At 59.6% G+C, this 22,818-nt stretch carries 17 protein-coding genes and 1 pseudogene; 8 read left to right on the plus strand and 10 right to left on the minus strand.

Features of this window, described 5'->3' with window-relative positions; translation table 11 throughout:
* Positions 1–8 precede the first annotated feature (8 nt).
* Genes N8E88_RS27835 through N8E88_RS27845 form a run of 3 tightly spaced genes read left to right on the plus strand, consistent with a single transcriptional unit; the run spans position 9 to position 3,813 of the window.
* Positions 9–2,087: an acetate--CoA ligase family protein gene (locus N8E88_RS27835; protein ID WP_262293398.1), complete on the plus strand. Its 2,079-nt coding sequence runs from the start codon at positions 9–11 to the stop codon at positions 2,085–2,087.
* Complete coding sequence (locus N8E88_RS27840) at positions 2,084–2,866, plus strand: carnitinyl-CoA dehydratase (protein ID WP_262293399.1); 783 nt, start codon at positions 2,084–2,086, stop codon at positions 2,864–2,866. Before N8E88_RS27835 ends, N8E88_RS27840 begins: the two co-directional genes overlap by 4 nt.
* Positions 2,863–3,813 (plus strand): alpha/beta hydrolase, encoded by a 951-nt coding sequence (locus N8E88_RS27845; protein ID WP_262293400.1) that lies wholly within the window; start codon positions 2,863–2,865, stop codon positions 3,811–3,813. Before N8E88_RS27840 ends, N8E88_RS27845 begins: the two co-directional genes overlap by 4 nt.
* Here N8E88_RS27845 and N8E88_RS27850 read toward each other — a convergent pair.
* The 9 genes from N8E88_RS27850 to N8E88_RS27890 all read right to left on the minus strand — a co-directional run bounded on the left by N8E88_RS27850 (position 3,810) and on the right by N8E88_RS27890 (position 14,532).
* On the minus strand, positions 3,810–5,468 hold the full coding sequence (locus N8E88_RS27850; RefSeq protein ID WP_262293401.1) for an ABC transporter ATP-binding protein: 1,659 nt from the start codon (positions 5,466–5,468) through the stop codon (positions 3,810–3,812). The genes N8E88_RS27845 and N8E88_RS27850 overlap by 4 nt on opposite strands.
* Positions 5,468–6,292: an ABC transporter permease gene (locus N8E88_RS27855; protein ID WP_112529375.1), complete on the minus strand. Its 825-nt coding sequence runs from the start codon at positions 6,290–6,292 to the stop codon at positions 5,468–5,470. Before N8E88_RS27855 ends, N8E88_RS27850 begins: the two co-directional genes overlap by 1 nt.
* 10 nt (positions 6,293–6,302) lie before the next feature.
* Positions 6,303–7,262, minus strand: coding sequence for an ABC transporter permease (locus N8E88_RS27860; protein ID WP_262293402.1), 960 nt, complete (start codon positions 7,260–7,262; stop codon positions 6,303–6,305).
* Positions 7,263–7,272: 10 nt separating this feature from the next.
* Positions 7,273–8,862 carry an ABC transporter substrate-binding protein gene (locus tag N8E88_RS27865; RefSeq protein WP_262293403.1) on the minus strand — a complete coding sequence of 530 codons (1,590 nt, stop codon included), beginning with the start codon at positions 8,860–8,862 and terminating at the stop codon, positions 7,273–7,275.
* Positions 8,863–8,997: 135 nt separating this feature from the next.
* On the minus strand, positions 8,998–11,001 hold the full coding sequence (locus N8E88_RS27870) for a CocE/NonD family hydrolase (RefSeq protein ID WP_262293404.1): 2,004 nt from the start codon (positions 10,999–11,001) through the stop codon (positions 8,998–9,000).
* A gap of 196 nt (positions 11,002–11,197) precedes the next feature.
* Entirely contained in the window at positions 11,198–12,037 is an 840-nt protein-coding gene (locus N8E88_RS27875) for an ABC transporter permease (protein ID WP_262293405.1), read from the minus strand.
* Positions 12,037–12,702 carry an ABC transporter permease gene (locus N8E88_RS27880; RefSeq protein WP_262295664.1) on the minus strand — a complete coding sequence of 222 codons (666 nt, stop codon included), beginning with the start codon at positions 12,700–12,702 and terminating at the stop codon, positions 12,037–12,039. Before N8E88_RS27880 ends, N8E88_RS27875 begins: the two co-directional genes overlap by 1 nt.
* A 169-nt stretch (positions 12,703–12,871) precedes the next feature.
* The gene (locus N8E88_RS27885) at positions 12,872–13,654 is read right to left on the minus strand and encodes a transporter substrate-binding domain-containing protein (protein ID WP_262293406.1); all 783 of its coding nucleotides are present in this window, start codon (positions 13,652–13,654) and stop codon (positions 12,872–12,874) included.
* Positions 13,655–13,713: 59 nt separating this feature from the next.
* Complete coding sequence (locus tag N8E88_RS27890) at positions 13,714–14,532, minus strand: ABC transporter ATP-binding protein (RefSeq protein ID WP_262293407.1); 819 nt, start codon at positions 14,530–14,532, stop codon at positions 13,714–13,716.
* A gap of 195 nt (positions 14,533–14,727) precedes the next feature.
* Here N8E88_RS27890 and N8E88_RS27895 point away from each other — a divergent pair.
* The 5 genes and pseudogenes from N8E88_RS27895 to N8E88_RS27915 all read left to right on the plus strand — a co-directional run bounded on the left by N8E88_RS27895 (position 14,728) and on the right by N8E88_RS27915 (position 20,145).
* Positions 14,728–15,577: pseudogene (locus N8E88_RS27895) on the plus strand (dimethylarginine dimethylaminohydrolase family protein).
* Positions 15,574–16,233, plus strand: a complete 660-nt coding sequence (locus N8E88_RS27900) for a TetR family transcriptional regulator C-terminal domain-containing protein (RefSeq protein ID WP_262293408.1) — start codon at positions 15,574–15,576, stop codon at positions 16,231–16,233. Before N8E88_RS27895 ends, N8E88_RS27900 begins: the two are co-directional and overlap by 4 nt.
* Positions 16,233–17,420, plus strand: coding sequence for a pyridoxal phosphate-dependent aminotransferase (locus tag N8E88_RS27905; protein ID WP_262295665.1), 1,188 nt, complete (start codon positions 16,233–16,235; stop codon positions 17,418–17,420). Before N8E88_RS27900 ends, N8E88_RS27905 begins: the two co-directional genes overlap by 1 nt.
* The gene (locus N8E88_RS27910; protein ID WP_262293409.1) at positions 17,417–19,003 is read left to right on the plus strand and encodes a 5-guanidino-2-oxopentanoate decarboxylase; all 1,587 of its coding nucleotides are present in this window, start codon (positions 17,417–17,419) and stop codon (positions 19,001–19,003) included. The genes N8E88_RS27905 and N8E88_RS27910 overlap by 4 nt, the downstream gene beginning before the upstream one ends.
* A gap of 140 nt (positions 19,004–19,143) precedes the next feature.
* Positions 19,144–20,145: an ABC transporter substrate-binding protein gene (locus tag N8E88_RS27915; RefSeq protein ID WP_262295666.1), complete on the plus strand. Its 1,002-nt coding sequence runs from the start codon at positions 19,144–19,146 to the stop codon at positions 20,143–20,145.
* 251 nt (positions 20,146–20,396) lie between these two features.
* Here the strand turns inward: N8E88_RS27915 and N8E88_RS27920 are convergent, their stop codons facing one another.
* The gene (locus N8E88_RS27920) at positions 20,397–22,439 is read right to left on the minus strand and encodes an NADH:flavin oxidoreductase (protein WP_262293410.1); all 2,043 of its coding nucleotides are present in this window, start codon (positions 22,437–22,439) and stop codon (positions 20,397–20,399) included.
* Positions 22,440–22,818: the final 379 nt, after the last annotated feature.

Genomic DNA, 22,818 nt, shown 5'->3' on the forward strand with positions numbered 1-22,818 from the left:
AGCATTTGATGGCATCGCACAAGCTCGATCGTCTGCTACGACCGAAAACCATCGCAGTCTTCGGCGGCCTGCAAGCCGCCGAAGTCATCAAGCAATCACAGAAAATGGGCTTTTCCGGCGAGATCTGGCCGGTGCATCCCAAACATGATGAAATATGCGGTCTCAAGGTCTACCGGTCGGTCGCCGATCTGCCGGGCAGTCCCGATGCGGCCTTTGTCGGCGTCAACCGCTTTCTTACCCTCGATATCGTGCGTGACCTGCGTGAAGCCGGAGCCGGCGTCGCTGTCTGCTACGCTTCCGGCTTTCTCGAAGCCGGTGCAGACGATGTTGATGGCGCAAGGTTGCAGGAAGAGCTCGTCGAAGCTGCAGGCGACATGCCGATCATCGGGCCCAATTGCTACGGGCTGATCAACTACTGCGATGGCGCCCTGCTCTGGCCCGACCAGCATGGCGGGCGGCGGCTGGGCCCGGACGAACGCGGCGTCGCCATCATCACGCAATCGTCCAACATTGCCATCAACATGACGATGCAGACCCGCGGCCTGCCCATCGCCCACGTCATGACGGCGGGCAACCAGGCGCAGACTGGCCTGCCGGACATGGCGATTGCACTACTCGAAGATGAACGCGTTACAGCGCTTGGCCTCCATATCGAGGCGTTCCAGTCGGCGCCAAAATTCGAACTTCTGGCCAAGCGCGCCCGCGAACTCGGGAAGCCCATAGTCGCCATGAAAGTCGGCCGCTCCGCACAGGCACGGGCCGCGACCGTCTCGCACACCGCCTCACTGGCGGGATCCGATGCGGCCTCCGACGCCTTCCTCAAGCGGCTCGGCATAGCCCGCGTCAACTCGATTGCGTCCTTCCTTGAAACATTGAAGTTTTTGCATGTGCACGGCCCGCTCGATGGCAACACGCTCTGTTCCATGAGCTGTTCCGGCGGCGAGGCATCGGTCATGGCCGATAGTGCCGAGGGTCGCGCGGTCAACTTTCCAGAACTGACGTCCGAGCACCGGGCGCGGGTCAAATCCACGCTCGGGGCGTTCGTCGCCGTCGCCAACCCGCTCGATTACCACACGTTCATCTGGAACAACGAACCGGCACTGACAGAGACATTCACTGCCATGGTATCCGGCGGCTTCTCGCTAAGCTGCCTCGTCCTCGATTTTCCGCGCAAGGATCGCTGCTCGGATGTTGATTGGTGGTCAACCGTTCGAGGCTTCGAAAACGCCCTGCGAACCAACAAAGCCAAGGGCGCTATTGTCGCTTCGCTGTCAGAGAACATTCCGGAGGAATACATGTCGGGCCTGATGGCGAAAGGCATCGCACCGCTTTGCGGCATAACAGAAGCTTTCGATGCGGCGGAAGCTGCAGCCTTCATAGGCAAGGCGTGGAAGACGCCGCTTGCGGAAGCCGTGGCGGTTCCCGACGAGCAAGCTGACGCCCGCACGCGTATCCCGGACGAGGCCGAAGCCAAGACCATTCTCAAGGAGGCTGGCCTACCCGTGCCGGACGGACAGCGCTGCACCATGAGTATGGAGGCAATCGCCATTGCCGACGCACTTGGCTATCCGGTCGCGCTCAAGGCGCTCGGCATTGCTCATAAATCCGAACAGAACGCCGTCCGGCTCAATCTGAAAGATGCCGATGTGGTCAGATCCGCCGCCGATGATCTCGTTGGTCTCGGAAGCGGTCTTTATGTGGAGCGGATGGTCAGGGGAGCGGTTGCCGAGCTTATCGTCGGTATCGTCGATGACCCGCAATTCGGTCCGGTCATGACCCTCGGCACCGGCGGCGTTCTGGTGGAATTGCTGCAGGATACGGCAACTCTGCTCCTGCCCTCGAGCCGCGAGGACATCGAGAATGGGTTGCGCTCGCTGCGCATGTTCCCGCTGCTCGATGGCTATCGCGGCAGGCCCAAGGCTGATCTTGACGCTGCTGTTGAAGCAATCGTGGGCATTGCGGCATTCGCCGTGAACAATTCTGGCAGAATTGCCGAACTTGATATCAATCCGCTGCTGGTTTGCAGGCAGGGCGATGGCGCATGGATCGCCGATGCACTGCTGGTGACAAAGGGAGAGCTGAAATGAGCGATGTAATCAGGACACGCCGCGAAGGTGGCATTCTCGAAGTCACGCTGGACCGGCCAAAAGCCAATGCCATCGACCTGACGACGAGCCGTCTGATGGGCGAAACGTTCAAGAAGTTCCGTGACGATCCCGAATTGCGTGTCGCCATCGTGCAAACCGAGGGCGACAAGTTCTTCTGCGCCGGCTGGGACCTGAAGGCGGCAGCCGGCGGCGATGCGGTCGATGGCGATTATGGCGTCGGCGGGTTCGGCGGTCTGCAAGAACTGATCGACCTCAACAAGCCTGTCATCGCGGCTGTCAATGGCATGGCTGTCGGCGGAGGATTCGAACTCGCCCTCTCCTGCGATCTGATCTATGCGTCGGACCATTCCAGCTTTGCCTTACCGGAAATCCGCGCAGGCACCCTCGCCGATGCCGCAACTGTCAAGCTGCCGAAGCGCATCCCCTATCATGTCGCCATGGATCTCCTTCTCACCGGACGCTGGATGGACGTTACCGAGGCGCACCGCTGGGGGCTGGTCAACGAGGTCCTGCCGAAAGACAAGCTGGTGGAGCGTGTCTGGGAGATCGCGCGGATGCTCGAAAGCGGACCGCCGCTGGTATTCGCCGCCATCAAGGAAGTGGCGCGCGAAGCCGAGAGCATGGGTTTCCAGGAAGCCATGAACTGGATTACCAAGCGCAAATTCCGTACAGTCGACACACTCTACGCATCCGAAGACGGCCGGGAAGGCTTCAAGGCCTTCGCCGAAAAGCGTGAGCCCGTCTGGAAAGGGAAATGACCACCGACTATTCCGCACTCATCGACGCAGAAACCTGGGCGTTCATAGAACGTACCAACAGTTTCTACCCGCCCGATGCCATCGAGCTTTCGATTGCCCAGCAGCGGGAGGTCTACGACACCATGTGCCGCGGGTTCTTTGCCGGCTATCCCGAGTCGGTGTCGTCGGCTGATCACTTGGTTGATGCTCGTGACCGCAAAATCCCCATCCGCATCTACGAAAAACGCGGCAGCGATCCGGAAGCCATCTGCCTGTATTTTCATGGGGGCGGATTCGTCGTTGGCGGACTTGAGAGTCACGACGATGTCTGCGCCGAATTGTGCGATGGCACAGGCTTCCGCGTGATCTCGGTCGACTACAGGCTCGCGCCCGAACACCTGCATCCAACCGCGTTCCGGGATTGTCTAGCGGCATTCGAACATGTGGCGTCGAGCTATGACCTGCCCATCGTCCTGTGCGGCGATAGCGCCGGTGGCAATCTGGCGGCAGCGGTCACGCATCATGTGCGCCGCCATGAACGCGCACCGATTGGCCAGGTTCTCATCTATCCCGGGCTCGGCGGGGCGACCGATCAGGGTTCCTACGTCACCCATGCCGAAGCGCCGATGCTGACGACACGGGACACGCAATACTATTTCAATCTCAGAGGCGGCGGCTTCAACTGGTCGACCGACCCGCGTTTTGCACCATTGAACGACACGGATTTCGCCGACCTGCCGGCCACTGTCGTGATTTCAGCCGAATGCGATCCGCTGTCGGATGATGGCCGGCACTATCGCGACAAAATCCTGGCATCAGGCGGCAAGGCGATCTGGAACAACGAACCCGGTCTGGTGCACGCCTACCTGCGTGCACGCCACAGCGTGGAACGCGCCCGCTCCAGCTTCCGGCGCATCACAACCGCTGTACACCTGCTTGGCCAAGGCCGCTGGCCCGGCCAGCTCTAGTTTCCCGCGCTCGCCATGCGGCGATGCTTCATCGCGTTCTCAAGCCATCCCAGCTCCATCTCTGGAACTGACGACAACAAAAGATCTGTATAATCGTCGAATGGCGGCGCCAGGACTTCCGATTTCGGTCCATAGCGAACCACCTCGCCCCGGTACATCACGGCGATTGAATCGGCGATGGATTTCACCGTTGCGAGATCGTGCGTGATGAAGAGATAGGCGACGTTCTCATCCTTCTGGAGATCGAGCAGCAGTTTCAATATGCCGTCCGCAACCAGCGGGTCGAGAGCGCTGGTGACCTCATCGCATATAATGAGCTTCGGCTTTGCCGCCAGCGCCCGCGCGATGCAGACGCGCTGTTTCTGGCCACCGGAGAGCTCCGCCGGATACCGATCCGCAAAGCCCTTGCCCATTTCGATCTTTTCGAGGAGCTCGGTGACATGCCTGTCGCGTTCCTTGCCCCGCATCTTGAAATAGAACTCGAGCGGACGGCCGATGATCGTGCCGATGGTCTGGCGCGGGTTCATCGCGGTATCCGCCATCTGGTAGATCATCTGCAACTCGCGCAGATCATTGCGCGTACGGTTGGCAAGGCGGGGAGACAGCGTGCGCCCGTCAAAGGTGATGCTGCCCTCCATCGGCGGCAACAGCCCGGTGATCGCGCGGGCCAGTGTCGATTTACCCGAACCGGATTCGCCAACGACGGCCAGCGTCTGGCCGAGATGGATATCCACTGACACATTTTTCAGCACCTTGACCAGCCCGCCGCCATAGGCCGCCGTGACATTGTTGACGACCAGGATCGGCGCGTCGGTCGGGTTCTTTTGCTCGTGCGGTATATGGTGCACCGAGACCAGCTGGTTGGTGTATTGCTGGCGCGGTTCCTTGATGATCTGGTGCGTATCACCGTACTCGACTTTCTTGCCGTGCCGCAAGACGATGATGTCATCCGCCACCTGCGCCACGACCGCCAGATCATGGGTGATGTAAAGCGCCGCAACATTGGTATCGCGGATCGCATCCTTGATCGAAGCCAGCACATCAATCTGCGTGGTCACGTCGAGCGCCGTCGTCGGCTCGTCAAACACGATCAGATCGGGTTCCGAGCACAGCGCCATCGCGGTCATGGCCCGCTGCAGCTGTCCGCCTGACACCTGATGCGGAAAACGCTGGCCAAAGGTTTCAGGATTGGGCAGGCCCAGCTTCTTGAACAGGCCGATCGCACGTTTCTCGGCTACGGCCTTCGAGCAAATGCCGTGCAAGAGCGCCGCCTCGACCACCTGATCCATCAGCTTGCGCGCGGGATTGAAGGCTGCGGCTGCAGACTGCGCGACGTAGCAAACTTCCCGTCCGCGCACCTGCCGCAGCAATCTTGGCCCGCCTTTCAATATATCGCGGCCGTTGAGCAGAACTTCGCCGCCGGTAATCCGCACGCCGCCACGCCCATAGCACATGCTGGAAAGGCCGATGGTCGACTTTCCCGCACCGGACTCGCCAATGAGCCCCAGCACCTTGCCGCGCTCGAGCTTCACGGAAACATCGTCGACAATGACGACATTGCGCGGCGGTTCTCCCGGAGGGTAGCTCGTCGCCTCGATACGCAGATTGCGGATATCGAGCAGGGTTCCACTTCTGTCTACAGGACGTTTGGCCATTAGCCGCGCCCTCCCTTCAGGCTGGTGGTGCGATTGAGGATCCAGTCGGCAACCAGATTAACTGAAATGGCAAGGACGGCGATTGCCGCAGCCGGGATGAGCGCCGCAGGAATGCCAAAGACGATGCCTTCCTTGTTTTCCTTGACCATGCCGCCCCAATCCGCATCCGGCGGCTGCACGCCAAGACCAAGAAACGACAGCGCAGAGAGAAACAGCACCGCGAAGATAAACCGCAACCCGAGCTCGGCGATCAGCGGCGTCAGTGCATTGGGCAGGATTTCCCGGAAGATGATCCACATGCGTCCCTCGCCGCGCAGTTTTGCCGCCTCTACGAAATCCATCACATTGATATCGACGGCGACAGCGCGGGCCAGCCGGTACACCCGCGTGGCATCGAGCAGGCCCATCACCAGGATTAGCGTCAACACGTTGGCAGGCAGCACCGAAAGCACCACAAGTGCGAAGATCAACGTTGGAATTGCCATGATTAGATCGACGAAGCGCGACATCAGCTGGTCGAACCAGCCTCCGATAACCGCTGCCGCAAAACCCAGCACCGAGCCCAGGATAAACGACAATGCCGTCGCCATTGCGGCGATGAAGATGGTGATACGCGCGCCATAGATCATGCGCGACAGCAGATCACGCCCAAGATTATCAGTGCCAAGCCAATATTTTGCGGAACTCGGTTCCCACACGTCGCCGACTGTTTCGCCAACTGAATATGGCGCAACCCAAGGGGCGAAGATCGCCGCAAAGAGAAACAGCGCTGTGATGATGAGGCCGATCCACGCGCTGATCGGTATGGTCTTTATATTCAGCATCTGCCGGGCCTCACTTCGGATGTCTGAGGCGGGGATTGGAAACAATCGCCACGATATCAGCAACAATATTGAGGCTGACATAGACAGCCGCGAAAACCAGCCCGCATGCCTGAACGACCGGAACGTCGCGTTTGGCAACGTGATCGACCAGATACTGGCCCATGCCGGGATAGACAAAGATGACTTCGACGACGACCACGCCGACGATCAGGAACGCGAGATTGAGCATGACGACGTTGACGATGGGCGCGATGGCATTGGGGAAAGCGTGCCGCGTGATGATCTGGAATGGCGTCAGCCCTTTCAGTTCAGCCGTCTCGATATAAGCGGATTGCATAACGTTGAGGATTGCCGCTCGGGTCATGCGCATCATGTGTGCGAGAACAACAAGCGTCAGCACCGTAACCGGCAGGGCAATGGCGCTCAGGCGTTCGCCAAATGGCATCCCCTCGTAGACTGTCGATACACTCGGAAACCATTGCAGTTGCACGGCGACGAAGTAGATCAGCAGATAACCCGTGAAGAATTCCGGCAATGACGTCGAGGCGAGACCAAGCCCGGAGATGATCTTGTCGACCGGCCCATTGCGGTAGCGCACGGCGAGCAGCCCGAGGCCGATTGCCAGCGGAACCGAAACCACCGCCGCCGCCGAGGCTAGAAACAACGTGTTCCACAGCCGGTCCTTCAGCGACGTGGCGATGTCCTGCCCGCTGGAGAGAGCTGTGCCGAGATCGCCGGTCAGGATACCTCCAAGCCAGCGGAAGTAGCGGATATAGGCCGGATCATTGAGGCCCATGTCACGCCGCAGGTTTTCAAGCGCTTGCGGCGTGGCGGATTGCCCGAGAATGGATTGTGCGACATCTCCAGGCAGGATCTGCGTGCCGACGAAAATCAGCACGGAAACAGCAAGGAGAAGGAGTACGCCCATCGCAATGCGCTGGGCGACCAGTTTAAGGACAGGCGTACTCATCCGCCGACCTCTACGCGATCAGCCAGCAGCGCGACAAGGCATAACCGCCGCTCATCTCCTGATTGCCGTCCGGCACCCAGCCGCCAACCTTTTTGCTCGTCGCGTCGATGAAGTCGTTGAACATCGGCACGATGACACCGCCTTCGTCGCGCACGATGACATTCATGTCGCGATACATTGCCTTGCGCTTGGCTTCGTCCAGTTCGCCGCGCGCCTGAAGCAGCATCTTGTCGAACTTCTCGTTGAAGAAGCGTGTGTCGTTCCAGTCTGCCTTGGAATAATAGGCAGTCGAGAACATCTGGTCCTGCGTTGGCCTTCCGCCCCAATAGGATGTCGAGAACGGCTGCTTGTTCCAGACCTGCGTCCAATAACCATCGCCCGGTTCACGTTTGACTTCGATGGTGATGCCGGCCTTGGCAGCGCTCTGCTGGTAGAGCTGCGCCGCGTCGATTGCGCCTGGAAACGCTACATCGGACGTACGCAGAAGCACCGAACCATCATGACCGGACTTCTTGTAATGGAACGCCGCCTTGTCCGGATCGTATTTGCGCTGTTCGATATCGTCCGAAAACAGCGGGTATGCCTTGTTGATCGGCGTATCGTTACCCACGGAACCGTAGCCGCGCAGAATGGTCTTCACCATCTCTTCGCGGTTCATCGCGTATTTCAGTGCCAGTCGCAGATCCATGTTGTCGAACGGCGCAGTGTTGCAGTGGGCGATGAAAACATAGTGTCCCTTGCCCGCAACGTTCTGGATTGTAACACCTGGGACGCGCTTGACGAGATCGACGATCTTCGGCTCGACGCGGTTGATCATGTGTACCTGACCGGACTGGAGAGCCGCGGTGCGGGCCGTCGCGTCGTTGATGACGATGATCTCGATCTGCTCGGCGTGGCCGCGTTTGTCGCCGTCCCAGTAGTTGGGGAATTTCGTCCCGATATGACGTACGCCCGGCTCATCCGTTACTACCTTGTATGGTCCTGTACCGATACCGGCAGTCGGCTTGTCCTTGCCGCCTCCCGGCTGGATCATCAGGTGGTAGTCATCCATCAGGAACGGCAGATCGGCATTGGCTTCTTTCAGTGTGAAAACAACGGTATCGCCGTCTTTCTTCACGCTTTCGATGCCGCCCATGACACCGAGCGCACCGGATTTCGAATTGGCATCCGAGTGACGCTCCATCGTGGCGACGACGTCGTCTGGCGTCATCTCCTTGCCATCATGGAACTGTACGCCCTTGCGGATCTTGAAGGTCCAGACTTTGGCATCGTCCGAAGAGCCCCATTCCGTCGCGAGTTTCGGATTGAGCTTGCCGTCCGGCTGGATCTCGACAAGCTGTTCGCCCCATTGGCGGCCGAACTTGTACGGAACCTGGCTCTGCCACGTCGCAGGGTCGAGACTGTCAGTGGAAGCGCCGCCTTGCATGCCGGCTTTCAACGTTCCACCCTTGACCGGACCTTCGGCAAGCGCGGCGCTCGAAAGCAGGGAGTTGGCGAAAACCGTGGTAACGCCAAGAGCCGCGGCGCGGCCGAGAAAGTCGCGGCGCGAAAGCTTGCCAAGTGCAACCCTGCGGCTGAGATAATCGAGTTCGTTTGACATATCTATTCCCCTTCTTCTGCTTGCGACGCCCGGCGTCCCAATTCTGGTTTTTGTGAATTATGCGACCTGATATCCGTAAATTTCAACCCTTTAAGTTTGGTATTTAAGACAACGCTGCAGATGCAGCGCCCAAAGTCAGATGTAATTACGTGCAATCGTCTCGGTAAAATCGCGCTCGAACACCGCATTGTCGTTCTCGTATGCTTCGATGCGCCCGGTCAGATAGAAATTGTGCTTGTCAGACCGCATCGTCGTGAATGTCTCGGTGCGGATTCGCCAGTTGTCGCGGCCCGAAACTTCTGTCCAATGGGTCTCGCCATAGGCGGAAAGTGGATCGTCGGCGCTGATTTCCCAGCGCTCGCGCGCAACGCCGCCATGGATCAGTCCGTGATCCTTGTCCCGCGCTTCGCCGAAATCGTCTTCGATCACCAGACTGATCTTGCCTGTGACCTGATCATGTTCGATCGACCGGCTGTTGCCGCCGGTGCGCAAAGTTTCGAGCTGCCACGGCGACGCGGCTTCCGGCTCCGGGAAGGTCCATTCGTCACCTGTCGCGAGCTCCCGCGAGGGGACGCTGATCTGCCCGCCCTCGATCGTGAGGCTGACATTCTCCGGCGAGGGCCAGACCATCGGCCAATAGGACGACGAGACGGCCACCCGCAATGTGTGACCGGCCGGCACGCGATAGGCAATATCGTCGAGCTTGAAGCTGATGTCGACGGCTTCTCCCGGCACAAGCGGCTCCGGCTTGTCGTGCCCGCTGCGATGGCAAAGATTGAATACACCATAGCTGATGCGCGTCGACGCACCATCCGGATGCACGTCGCAAAGCCGCACAGCGACCATGGCGACCGGCTTGTCGCTTGACAGCTTCAATTTTATCTCCGGCGCACCGACAATATCGATCGGCCTGTCCAGAACCGTGTCATAGCAAACCGAAAGCGCATCGTCGCGACGCTGGTCGCCGGGCATTTCCGGTCCGAGCCAGATCGCGCAATATTCGCCGCCCATCATGCCGCAATCCTGAGGCGATGCCACGAGATGGGAGAACTGGCCGGAGGCCTCGGACGCAAGAGACTTGTCCGCTTGCAGATGCAGCACTTCTGACGCAATCGCGTTGGACGGCCATTGCTGTTCTGCGATCCAGCGACCCGGACGTTCCGTATACCAGCTTTTGGGCCGCACCGAATCCATCAGATAAGCACGATAAGCCGGATCGTTCTCGACGCCGGTATCGATATCCTTGAGCCAGCGGTCCCACCAGCGCAGCGTTTCCTGAAGGAAGCCGATGCGCGGCTCGGGCACGGCGAAGTGCGGATACTTATGCACCCAAGGCCCGATGATGCCCTTGACCGGCGCGGTGATGCCCGCCATCAGCCGCGGCACGGCGTTCTTGTAGGCATCGCCCCAGCCACCTACGGCGAGTGTCGCCGCCTTGATCGCGGAAAAGTCCTCGCAGACCGAACCACGCTGCCAATAGGCGTCGCGCGTCTGATGGTTGAGCCAGACTGCTGGCAGGAAAGGCTCGTTGTCGAGCCGGTCGAGCCACATATCGCGCCATTTCTCGCCAACAAGCGCCGGGTCCGGCGCGCGCGACGAATAGGCGAGCATCGTCGCGCCCCAGCCGAGATTTTCGTTCAGCAGCAGGCCGCCCTTGTAATGAATATCGTCGGCATAACGGTCATCGGTCGAGCAGAGCGTGATGATCGCCTTCAGCGCTTCCGGTTGCAGCGCCGCCACCTGCAGCGAATTGAAGCCGCCCCAGGATATGCCCATCATGCCGACCTTGCCGGTCGACCAGGGCTGGGCTTCTATCCATTTGATCACCTCGCAGGCATCGGCCAATTCCTGCTCGGAATACTCGTCCTCCATCAGCCCTTCGGAATCGCCATTGCCGCGCATGTCAACGCGCAGGCAGGCGTACCCGTGGCCAGCGAAATATGGGTGAGTGAGGTTGTCCCGCGCCGTGGTGCCGTCGCGTTTGCGATAGGGGAGAAATTCGAGAATGGCAGGAACCGGAGTCTGCTCGGCACCGTCTGGCATCCAGACTCTCGCCGAAAGCCGGCAGCCGTCGGGCAGGATGATGCCCATATCGGCGTGCTCGTGGATATTATGCTGAAAAGTCTCGACTGTCCGCATTATCACCCTTCGCCTCGTCAAAGAGTCGGGAAAATGGCGAATGCTCACCGGCTTTTGCACCGCCGGTGATACGCGTCCCATCTTTCTCGTCTTTTGCGAGGTGTTCCTTTTGCCCACACTATGCGCATCTGCTCAGCGACACGCCTCCAACACTTGCGACATAAGTCCCGTCATTTGCGCCACAACCAGAAAACGCTCAACCAAGCTTCGACGGTATCATTCTCTCCACGCGCCGGAACAGCATGACGATGATACCCGTGATCACGAGATAGCCCGCCGCCAGCAAAAGCAGCGGTTCGTAAGTAAGAAACGTATCCTGCCTGACGCGCGATGCAACCGAGTATAGATCGACAACAGTGATGGTCGCGACCAGCGGTGTGGATTTCAGCTGCAGCACGGCTTCGCCCGCCAACGTCGGCAGCGCCCTGTGAATGGCTTGCGGCAGCCAGATACGGCGGAAGATCGTAAAGCGCGGCATGCCGAAAGCGCGTGCTGACTCCAGTTGTCCCTTAGGAACTCCCGCAAAGGCGCCTCGCATCACTTCGCCCTCATAACCGGCGTAAGACAGCGTCAGGGCAAGGACGGCATAGGGCCACGCCTGTCGCAGGTAAGGCCAGAGCTCGGATCCTCTGATCCACGGATATTGTGGGAAAAGCGAACCGAGGCCGTAATAGAGCAGCCAAAGCTGCACGAGCAGCGGCGTACCGCGAATGACAGTGCAGAACGCTCGCGCCGGAATGGCCAGGAACGCCGGGCCGGAGGCCTGCGCCAATCCCAGGGGAACCGCCAGCAGAAAACCAAGGACGACCGTTACGACAAGTATCCAGATAGTCCGCCACAGACCCTGCAGGATCAGACCGCCATATTGCGGCAGCCAGTCCCAACGCATGAACAAAGCCGCCGAAGCCACAAGCGCCAACCCGATGAGAATGAGCACGATACGATGCGGCGGCAGCTTGCTCGTCTGCGCGCTCGGATCCTTCTCCTTGTGAATCGGAAATGTCTCGACCGGAACTTCGATTTGCGTTTCGCTCATTACCGCGCCTCCTTCACCGAAGGCATGCCGCGCCGCGCCCGTTTCTCAACCCATTCCAGGATGACACTGGAGAACAACGTAATGAACAGATAAAGCGCACCGGCTGCGAGGTAGAACGTCATATAGGCTTTCGTCGTCCCGGCGGCCTGACGCGTTTCCAGTGTCAGTTCGCTGAAGCCAACGACTGCAAGCAGCGCCGTGTCCTTGGTCGAAATGAGCCAGAGATTGGCAAGCCCGGGCAACGCGTGCGGCAACATCGCCGGCAGCGTGATGCGGCGCATCATCAGCACAGGCGACATGCCGTAGGCCCTCGCCGCCTCGATCTCGCCTTGCGGGATGGCTTTGATTGCGCCCCGCAGCACTTCCGTCGCATAGGCACCCTGGACAAATCCGAGCACGACGATACCGGCAACGAGGCCGCTGATGTCGACACGCTGATACCCCATCCCCTCTAGGATACGGTTGATCAGGTCCGTTCCCGCATAATAGAGCAGGATAATCATCACCAGCTCGGGAATTGCCCGCACCATTGTCGTATAGATTGCCGCCAGATCGCGTGCGATCGGACCGCCATAGAGTTTCGCGTATGCGCCGAATGTTCCGATAATCAGGCCCATACCAAACGCGCCGAAAGCGATCTGCAGTGACCGGACCAGCCCGCGCAGAAGGTTGGCGCCCCAGCCTGGCGCAAAAGGAGATAGAAGATCTAGAGCGCCGACAATTCCGGCGGGGATAATCGATGCGTCGGCCAAGCCGTCCTCGATTCAGCGTCAAATGCAGGTTTCGAACTATGAAACGGCCGGAGTTGGAAACCCAACCCCGGCCCAAACTCAATCAGCCGCCATACATGTCGATGGTGAAGTACTTCTTCGAGATTTCGTCATACTTCCCGTTGGCCCGGATTTCTTTGATCGCCGCGTTGAACTTTTCCTTCATCGCGGTGTCGCCCTTGCGCACGCCAACGCCAACGCCCGGCCCGAGGATCTCCAGATCATCGGCGACCTTGCCCTTGATGTCGCAGCAAGCCTTGCCTTCAGGGGTGGCAGCAAAGGTTTCCAGCGCCAGTCCATCCGCCTGGGTAGCGTCGATGCGTCCGGCAGCCAGATCCTGGTTGGCCTCATCCTGCGTCTGATATTCCTTGATCTCGGCCGCAGTGTCAGCGAAATGCTTCTTCGCGTAGGCCTGGTGCACGGTCGAAACCTGTACGCCAAGGATCTTGCCCTTCAGACCTTCGGGTGTCGCATCCATCTTCTCGTCCTTGGAGCCGAGAATCAACGTCGGGGTATTGTAGTACTTGTCCGAAAAATCGATCGTCTTCTCGCGTTCCGCGGTGATCGACATCGAAGCTGCAATGATGTCGATCTTCTTCGTCGTCAGCGCCGGAATGATACCGTCCCACGAAACCGGCGTGATGACGCAGTCGAGCTTGGCCGCTTCACACATCGCCATGGTGATGTCGATTTCCCAGCCCTGCCATTTGCCCGATGCATCGGGCGACGCGAAAGGCGGATAGGGTTCGGCGGCAATGCCAACCTTGACCTGCTCGGCATTGGCTGCACCGAGGCCGGCAACCACAAGCACAACGGCAGCTGCCGTTGTTTTCAGAAAAGACTTCATTCTTATCTCCATTGGTTCAACTGTTCCCCAGGGTTGCTCCCTGTATTGGTTTTAGTCACTTATGAAACAGTTCGGATAAACTGTTTCAAACGTTCAGATTTTGGCGATCCGAATAGTTGTTCGGGAGGCCCTTCCTCCTCGACGATTCCATTGTGCAGGTACATCACGTGGCTCGCCACTTCGCGGGCGAACTTCATCTCGTGGGTGACCAGAAGCATCGTCCGGCCCTCTTTCGCGAGGTCGGCAATGACCTTCAAAACCTCGCCGACAAGCTCGGGGTCGAGCGCTGATGTTGGCTCGTCGAAGAGCATCACACGCGGCTGGATGGCCAGCGCACGCGCGATTGCGCCGCGCTGCTGCTGTCCGCCGGACATATAGGCGGGATAGACATCGCGCTTGGCTGAAAGACCGACGCGCTCGAGAAGCTGCTCGCCGATGGCCATCGCCTCGTCGCGCCTCATGCCGAGCACATGCACCGGCACTTCGATGACATTCTGGATCAGCGTCATATGCTGCCAGAGATTGAAGTTCTGGAACACCATGCCGAGCCGGCTGCGAATGCGCTCGATCTGGCGGCGATTGGCCGGAACCTGGCCGCCGTGACCGTCACTGACCATTTTGACGTCTTCGCCATTGATGCGAATGACGCCGCTGGTGGGATTTTCAAGGAAATTTATGCAGCGAAGAAACGTGGACTTGCCCGAGCCACTGCCGCCGATCATGGCGACGACATCGCCATCCTTGGCTGACATGGAAACGCCTTTGAGCACTTCAAGCGCGCCGAACCGCTTGTGCAGGTTCTCGATGTGGATAGCTTCAGCCTGTTCAGCCGCGCCCGGTTGGAAAGGATCCGCCGCAACGGCTACATTCGCCGTCATTCCGGGATTCCCGCGCATAGCTGTCGTGCATGCTCAATCATCAGTTATTCGATCCGCCTCTTTTGTCAGCATGGGTCTTGATTGCCCGAATTTAGCCCATCACACCACTTGCGCTCTAATTATGCAAGCGTATAAATACACAGACGAGCAATTTTTCGAGAGCACCCCCAAACTATGTCATTCGGTTCGCAGTCCATGGCCCTTCCCTTGAAACGCGTCATAATGCGCATGCCGGACAGGGTCATGGCCGGCGCCGAGCGTGACGTCTGGCACTATGGCCCGCAGTTCGATCCGCGCCGCGCATCCGAACAGCACAAGGTCTTCGCCGATCTTGTCGCCCGGTCCGGTGCCGACATTACCTGGATACGCGATGGCAACGACGCCCTCTCGGATCTCGATATTCACCCATGATCCTTCGCTCGTCACCGATAAAGGCGCGGTGCTCCTGCGCATGGGCAAGGACCTGCGCCTCGACGAGCCCGATCTGCATCATGAAACCTACCGCGAGATGGATGTCCCGGTTCTTGGCCGCATTGAAGCGCCGGGCACCGTCGAAGGCGGCGATTGCGTCTGGATCGATAGCAATACCTTGGCTGTCGGGCGCGGTGTTCGCACCAACCAGTCCGGCATCGAACAGCTCTCAGCGATCTTGAAGCCCCTCGGCATCACAGTTCTTGGCTTCGATCTACCGCTCTGGCATGGCGAAGAAGCCTGCCTGCATCTGATGTCGATCATTTCCCCATTGGCCGAGGATTTGGCGCTGGTGCACCTGCCACTGCTGCCTGCCGCCTTCTACCAGCTCCTGAAGGAGTGCGGCATCCGCCTCGTCGTGGCGCCGGAAGAAGAGTTCGCCGCGAGCAATGGGCTTAATCTGAATGTCTTGCCGACTGCCCCCTATGAGGTGATCGCCGTTGCCGGTTTTGACAAGACCAAGGCTGCCATGGAAGCCGCTGGGTGCACAGTCACCACATTCGAGGCCGATGCCCTGTGCATCGCCTGCGAGGGTGGCCCCACCTGCCTGACCCGGCCCGTCTGGCGCCAATGAAAACCCAGACCGCCACACGCAAGAGCTTCCGCCGCGAGGGCGAAGATAAGCGCCGCGAGGATTTGATCGCGGCGACGCTCGAATGTGTGGCGGAGCGCGGCCTTGCCGGCGCGACCGTGCGGGAGATCGCTCTGCGCGCTGATGTTACCGCTGGTCTCATCCGCTATTATTTTCCGGCCAAGGACGATCTTATCGGTGCGGCCTATCGCGCGGTCATGAACCGCATGACGGTCCAGGCAAGCGATGCGCTGAAGAGTGCAGCCGATGATCCGCGTGACCGGCTCAATGCTTTCGTGAAGGCCAACCTCGGTCAACCGATCATGGACCCTAACAATCTCTCCCTCTGGGCTGGATTTATCGGCATGGTCCATGCCGATCCAGCCATGGCCTTGGCGCACCGCGACGGCTATCTTGGCTTCCGCGACGAGCTGGAAGCGCTCATCCGCGAAGCATTGCTGGCCGCCGGCAAGCCGGCTGAGCCAATTCATACCCGCCGCCACGCCATCGCCGTCAACGCGATTATCGACGGGCTATGGCTTGAAGGCTGTCTTGCGGGTGATATTTTTGCCGAAGGAGAGTTGGCCGAGACCGGTATAGCCGCTATCGAAGCCGTTCTTGCAATTTCTCTCAATCCTGAAAAAGGAGGCGCGATATGATGCGCTATGCGTCTGTCACCGACCGTCTGGCCGGACTTGGATCCGATAAATGGGCTGTCCATTTCCGCGCCCGCCAAATGAAGCAGGCGGGACACGAGATCATCGAGTTGACGATCGGCGAGCCTGATATTCCGACGCCAACCGACATGATAGACGTTGCGGAACGGGCGATGCGTGCTGGCCGGACCGGCTATTCCAGCGGTCGCGGCGAACCGGCATTGCTCGCCGCGCTTTCGGCGAAATACACCGCACGCACGGGACGCCAGATTGGTCCGGAAAACATCATGTGTTTCTCCGGCACGCAAACTGCCTTGTCGATGGTCATGATGGGACTTGCCGAGGAAGGCGACGAGATCATCACCGGCGATCCGCTCTATGCGACCTATGACGGCGTTGTCCGTGCGACGGGAGCAACACGTGTTTCCGTTCCGCTGCGCCCCGAAAAAGGTTTCCGCATGCAGGCCGCAGACCTTGAAAAAGTCATCACGCCGCGATCGAAGGTTCTCCTCCTCAACACACCGCATAATCCGACAGGCGCTGTGCTCAGCGCCGCGGAAATAGCCGAAATCGGCCAAGTCTGCATCAGGCACAATCTCTGGATCGTTTCCGATGAAGTTTATGAACTGATGATCTTCAATGGCACGTTCGCGTCGCCACTAGACCGGGCAGAACTTGCCGATCGCACGATTGCCGTTGCCTCCATCTCGAAATCCCATGCCGCTCCGGGTTTCCGCAGCGGCTGGTGCATTGCCCCGAAGGAATTTACGGAGCGCCTGCTGCCACTGTCCGAATCCATGCTTTTCGGTGGACAGCCCTTCATCGCCGACATGACCGCCTATGCTCTGGGCCGCCCATCCACCGCCGCCGCCACGATGCGCGAGAGCTTCCTGCGCCGCGCCCAGCGCATTTCGGAACGTCTGGATGGCAAGGCGGGTATCGTCTCCAAAATCCCGCAAGCCGGCATGTTCATTCTTGCCGACATTCGCGCAACCGGGCTGTCCGGACAGGAATTCGCCATGCGCCTTCTCGAAGAGGAGCTCGTCGCGGTCATGCCAGGCGAATCCTTCGGCGACAACCTTGCAGGCTATCTTCGCTTGAGCCTCAGCGTTGCCGATGACAAGATCGATGCGGCCTGCGCCGGCATCGTCCGCCTTGCATCGCGGCTGCAACAACGGAAATCCGCATGACCACTGTCGGTGAAGCCCTCGTCCACCTGCTCGAATCCTATGATGTCGATACGGTTTTCGGCATTCCCGGCGTCCACACGATAGAGCTCTACCGCGGCCTCGCCGGTTCAAAAATCCGCCATATCACGCCGCGCCATGAACAGGGAGCGGGCTTCATGGCCGATGGCTATGCGCGGGCGACCGGCAAGCCCGGCGTTGCTTTCGTCATCACCGGCCCAGGCATCACCAATACGATAACCGCCATGGGTCAGGCCCGCGCCGACTCGATCCCCATGCTGGTCATCTCCGGCGTCAACCAGCGGGATTCGCTCGGCAAGGGCATGGGTTTCCTGCACGAACTGCCCAATCAGCGCGCCATGTTGCAGACTGTCGCGATGTTCTCGCATCGCATCGAGAAGCCCGACGAGCTGCCCATCGTGCTCGCCAGAGCCTTTGCCCTGTTTGCCTCGCGCCGTCCCGGTCCCGTCCATATCGAGATTCCGCTGGATGTGATGGCACTGCCGCTGGAGGGTGCAGAACGCCTGTCCTACGATGCGCCGATCCCGCACGCTTCTTCCGAGACCATGGCGGAATTGACGCGTCTATGCCTCGGCGCCGAACGGCCGGTGATCCTGATAGGCGGCGGCACCAAGGCTGCTGCCAGCGCCCTGCAAGCACTGGCGGAAAAGCTCGATGCGCCGGTCATCGCGACGACCAACGCGCGCGGCATCATGCATGCTCACCCTCTGCTCATACCAGCCGGCCCCAGTCTGAAGCCGTGCCGCGACCTGCTCGCCAACAGCGATCTCGTTATCGCGATCGGTACGGAGATGGGCCCGACCGATTATGACATGTATGGCGACGGCGGTTTTCCTGAGCTCAAACGGCTCGTGCGCATCGATATCGACGCGGGACAACTCGACCGCCATCCGGCCTTTATGCCGGTCGAGGCTTCGGCAAACGAAACCGTTGAGGTACTTGCGGCCGCCCTGCCGGAGCGCCGCAACAGTAATTTAGGCCAAGAGCGCGCACGCCAAACGCGCGATGCCGCCTGGGCTCATATCGGCCCGCGCTACCAGGCCATGGTCCGCTTCCTCGACACCCTTCGCGACACGCTGCCGGGTTCGCTCATCGTCGGCGATTCCACGCAGGCCATCTATGCGGGCAACCTGTACTACGATCACGACCGCGTCGGCGGCTGGTTCAACGCTGCGACCGGGTTCGGAGCGCTTGGCTTTGGCCCTCCGGCCGCCATCGGCGCATCGCTGGGAAAGCCGGAAACAACGACGATCTGCATCGTCGGTGATGGCGGCTTCCAGTTCGTCCTCGGCGAACTCGGCGCGGCGGTCGATGAGCGTGTGCCTGTCATTTTCATTGTCTGGAACAATCAGGGTTATCGGGAGATCGAACGCGCCATGATCGAGGTCGATATCGACCCGGTTGGCGTGCGTCCATCGGCTCCCGACTACCTGAAAATCGCCGCGGCATATGGTGTTCCGTCAAAGCGCTTGGACAACATCGACGACTTGCCTGCCGCCTTGCTAGCAGCCAAGGCGAGCGGAACGCCATATCTCATTGAAATCGATGAGAAACTGTTCGATTAACGCAATCTCCGGAAGCGTTGCCAGGAATTGATGACGGCGTCGCAAAAAACCAAGCCTTTGCCGCATCCGGGCTTCTTGGCTGTCTGGTGTAAGACTATCGTTGGAAAGCCTTTCCAACCAACAAAATCAAGGGAACTATGATGAAAGCATTATTGATGAGCGGCGTTATGGCATTTGCGCTGCTCGGTGCCGCAGGTGGCGCATCGGCTGCCGAATGCGGCAATGTCACCATTGCCAGCATGAACTGGCAGTCTGCGGAAGTCCTCGCCAATCTCGACAAGATCATTCTCGAATCCGGCTATGGCTGTCAGGCTGAAATCATTCAGGGTGACACGATCCCGACCCTGACCTCCATGACGGAAAAGGGCCAGCCCGACATTGCCCCTGAAGGCTGGATCGATTTCATGCGCGATATCATGGATAAGGCAGTTGCCGACGGCAAGCTCGTCTACGCCTCCAAGTCGCTCTCCGACGGCGGTGTGCAGGGCTGGTGGATCCCGAAATATCTCGCCGACGCCCATCCCGACATCAAGACGATCGACGACGCGCTGAAGCATCCTGAACTCTTCCCCGCCCCCGAAGATCCCTCCAAGGGCGCCGTGTTCAACGGACCTGCCGGCTGGGGCGGCACTGTAGCAACCACGCAGTTCTTCAAGGCCTATGATGCCGAGCAGAAGGGCTTCACGCTCGTCGATACGGGTTCCGCCGCCGGCCTCGATGGTGCGCTGGCAAAAGCCTACGAGCGCAAGGAAGGCTGGATCGGCTACTATTGGGAACCGACTGCGCTCCTTGGCAAATATCCGATGGTGAAGCTCGACCACGGCGTGAAATTCGATGCCGCCGAATGGAAGCGTTGCAACACGGTTGCCGATTGCCCGGACCCCAAGAAGAACGATTGGGAAATCGCCGAAGTCGATACGGTCGTGACGAAGAAATTCAGCGAAACGTCCGGCCCGGCCATGGATTATCTCAAGGCCCGTTCGTGGGACAACAAGACCGTCAACACGCTTCTGGCCTGGATGACCGACAATCAGGCGACAGGGGAAGACGGCGCGAAATACTTCCTGAAGAACAATGAGCCTGTCTGGACGAAATGGGTCAGCGCAGACGCTGCCGAAAAGATCAAGGCAGCAATCAACTAACAGGACAGCCGATGCCGGTTATCTCTCCCCTTGTGGGAGGGCTATCGCATAGGAGGTTCACCCCCACCCGCAGCTTTGCTGCGACCTCCCCCATCAAGGGGGAAATGTGTGTGCCACCGCGCTCTTCACCCTCCCCTTGATGGGGAGGGTCGGACCAAAGGTCCGGGGTGGGGTGACATGTACAATCTTCCTGTTAGGCAATGACCGCGAACCATATGTGACTGTCCTCCCCTTGCGGGAGCCAGAACGCGCTAAAACCTCGTAGCGTATCTCAGCCCGTCATAAATCGCCGCGTGGATATTGCGCGCGTGGACTGCATCGCCGATCCGCAACAGATCGAACGTGCCCTCTCCCCGCACGGGAAAGATTGCGCCACCATTGACCAGCCGGTCATAATCCACGGCGCCGCCATTGCGCGACAACGGCTTCAACTCGCGGTAGAGATCATCGATCGGCAAAGTGCCGTGCTCCACAACCACCTGATCGACCAGACGCTCCTCGCGATAGTCCGGCGCAAAATCCGAACCGAGCGTCGCGACAAGCTGGTTGCCGTTGCGGGTAACGCTGACAAGCCGCGTATTGATCGTCACGCGCACGCCCTTTTCCTGAAAGGCGCGCATATAGGGCACGTGGTTCATGCCGCCCATCTCCGGCGCGAAAAACCGCTCTGGACTGACAAGTTCCAGCTTTGAACCTGCACGCGCGATCATTTCCGCCGCGCTCATCCCCTGATGCCCGCCATTGTCATCATAGAGCAGCACATTCTCGCCCGGCTTCACCGCACCCGCCAGAATATCCCAGCTCGAGACCACCAGATCATCGCCCGCCGTCAATGGCGGGTTTTGCGGCAGGCCGCCTGTCGCGATAACCACGACATCCGGATCTAGCCCAAGCACGTCATCGGCTTCGGCCCAGACATTGTAGCGTAGCGAGACGCCGAGCCGCTCGAGTTCGTCCAGACGCCAATCGACGATGCCGATCATCTCCTTGCGCCGCGGATTTTGCGAGGCAAGCCGGACTTGTCCGCCGGCCTGATCCGAAGCCTCCAGCACCGAGACCCTGTGCCCGCCCTCGGCGGCAACACGCGCGGCCTCGAGCCCTGCCGGACCCGCCCCGACCACCACCACATTGCGCGGCGTCTGCGCTTTCGCAATGACGTGCGGCATCGTCTGCTCGCGCCCGGTTGCCGCATTGTGCACGCACAGCGCCTCGCCGCCCTCATAGATTCGGTCGAGGCAATAGGTGGCGCCGACGCAGGGCCGGATGCGATGTTCGTCGCCCGCCATGATCTTGCGCACGATATGCGGGTCGGCGAGATGCGCGCGGGTCATCCCGACCATGTCAAGCTTGCCCTCGGCCACGGCGTGCCGCGCCGTCGCCACATCGGCGATACGCGCCGCGTGAAATGTCGGGAATTTCGTTAGCTGGCGAATTTCACCGGCAAAATCGAGATGCGGGGCGGACCGCATGCCCTGGATCGGGATAACCTCGTTCAGCGCCGCGTCCGTATCGATATGGCCGCGAATGATGTTCAAGAAGTCGAACTTGCCGGAAGCGGCGATGCGCCGGGCAATCTCGACGCCCTCTTCCTTCGAGAGCCCCTGCTCCCAATCCTCGTCGGCCACCATGCGAATGCCGACGATGAAATCCGGGCCGACCAAGCTGCGCACCGCATCGATCACCGCCCAGGTGAAGCGCAGCCGGTTGTCCAGTGACCCGCCATAGTCATCATCGCGATGATTGGTGGCGGGCGACCAGAAACCATCCATCAGATGCCCATAGGCCTCGAACTCGATACCATCGAGCCCCGCCGCCTGCATACGCTGCGCAGCAGAGGCATAATCGCCGATGATCCGCTCGATATCCCATTCCTCCGCTTCCTTCGGGAAGGCGCGGTGCGCAGGCTCCCGTATCGGGGAAGCCGAAACCACGGGCAGCCAGTCGGCCTTGTTCCAGCTGGTGCGGCGGCCAAGATGCGTCAGCTGGATCATCACAGCGGCGCCGTGCTCATGGCAATCGTCGCTGAGCTCGCGCAGCCAGGGCACGATCTCGTCCTTGTAGGCGTGGAGATTGCCGAAAGCAGGCGGCGACTCGCGTGAGACGACCGCAGACCCCGCCGTCATCGTCAGCGCGATACCGCCCTTGGCCTTCTCGGTGTGATAGAGCCGGTAGCGCTCTTTCGGCATGCCGTCTTCGGAATAGGCAGGCTCGTGACTGGTCGACATTATGCGGTTTTTGAGCCGCAGATGTTTGAGCTGATAGGGTTGCAGCAGCGGATCGTCATGTGATGCCAATGGACCAGATTCCCTTTGTCCGGATTCCCTCTGTCTGGAATGATCCTAACCTTGTCGCGACGTATTCAGTTTCTCCCCCGCGACGTGTTCTGGTACGGAGCCGTCACACATTTCCCATTGAGACGAACATCATCACAACACATACTCTTGCCGGTTCGAATTCCTTTCTATCCCAATGATAGCGAACTCATACTTAAGTTGTATATAAAGGGTTGAAAAATCTTGTTATATCGGCGTTAATCCTACTTTTTTACAATTTATATTACAACACTATTGGAATACAACATTGGATAGAAGAGAATTACCGTTTTCGTTGTTTGATTCAACTGGTTTCGGATTAGAGGTGGGGCCTAGCTACAATCCACTACTTCCGAAAGCT

This window comes from Phyllobacterium zundukense, from assembly GCF_025452195.1.
GTDB classification, from domain to species: domain Bacteria; phylum Pseudomonadota; class Alphaproteobacteria; order Rhizobiales; family Rhizobiaceae; genus Phyllobacterium; species Phyllobacterium zundukense_A.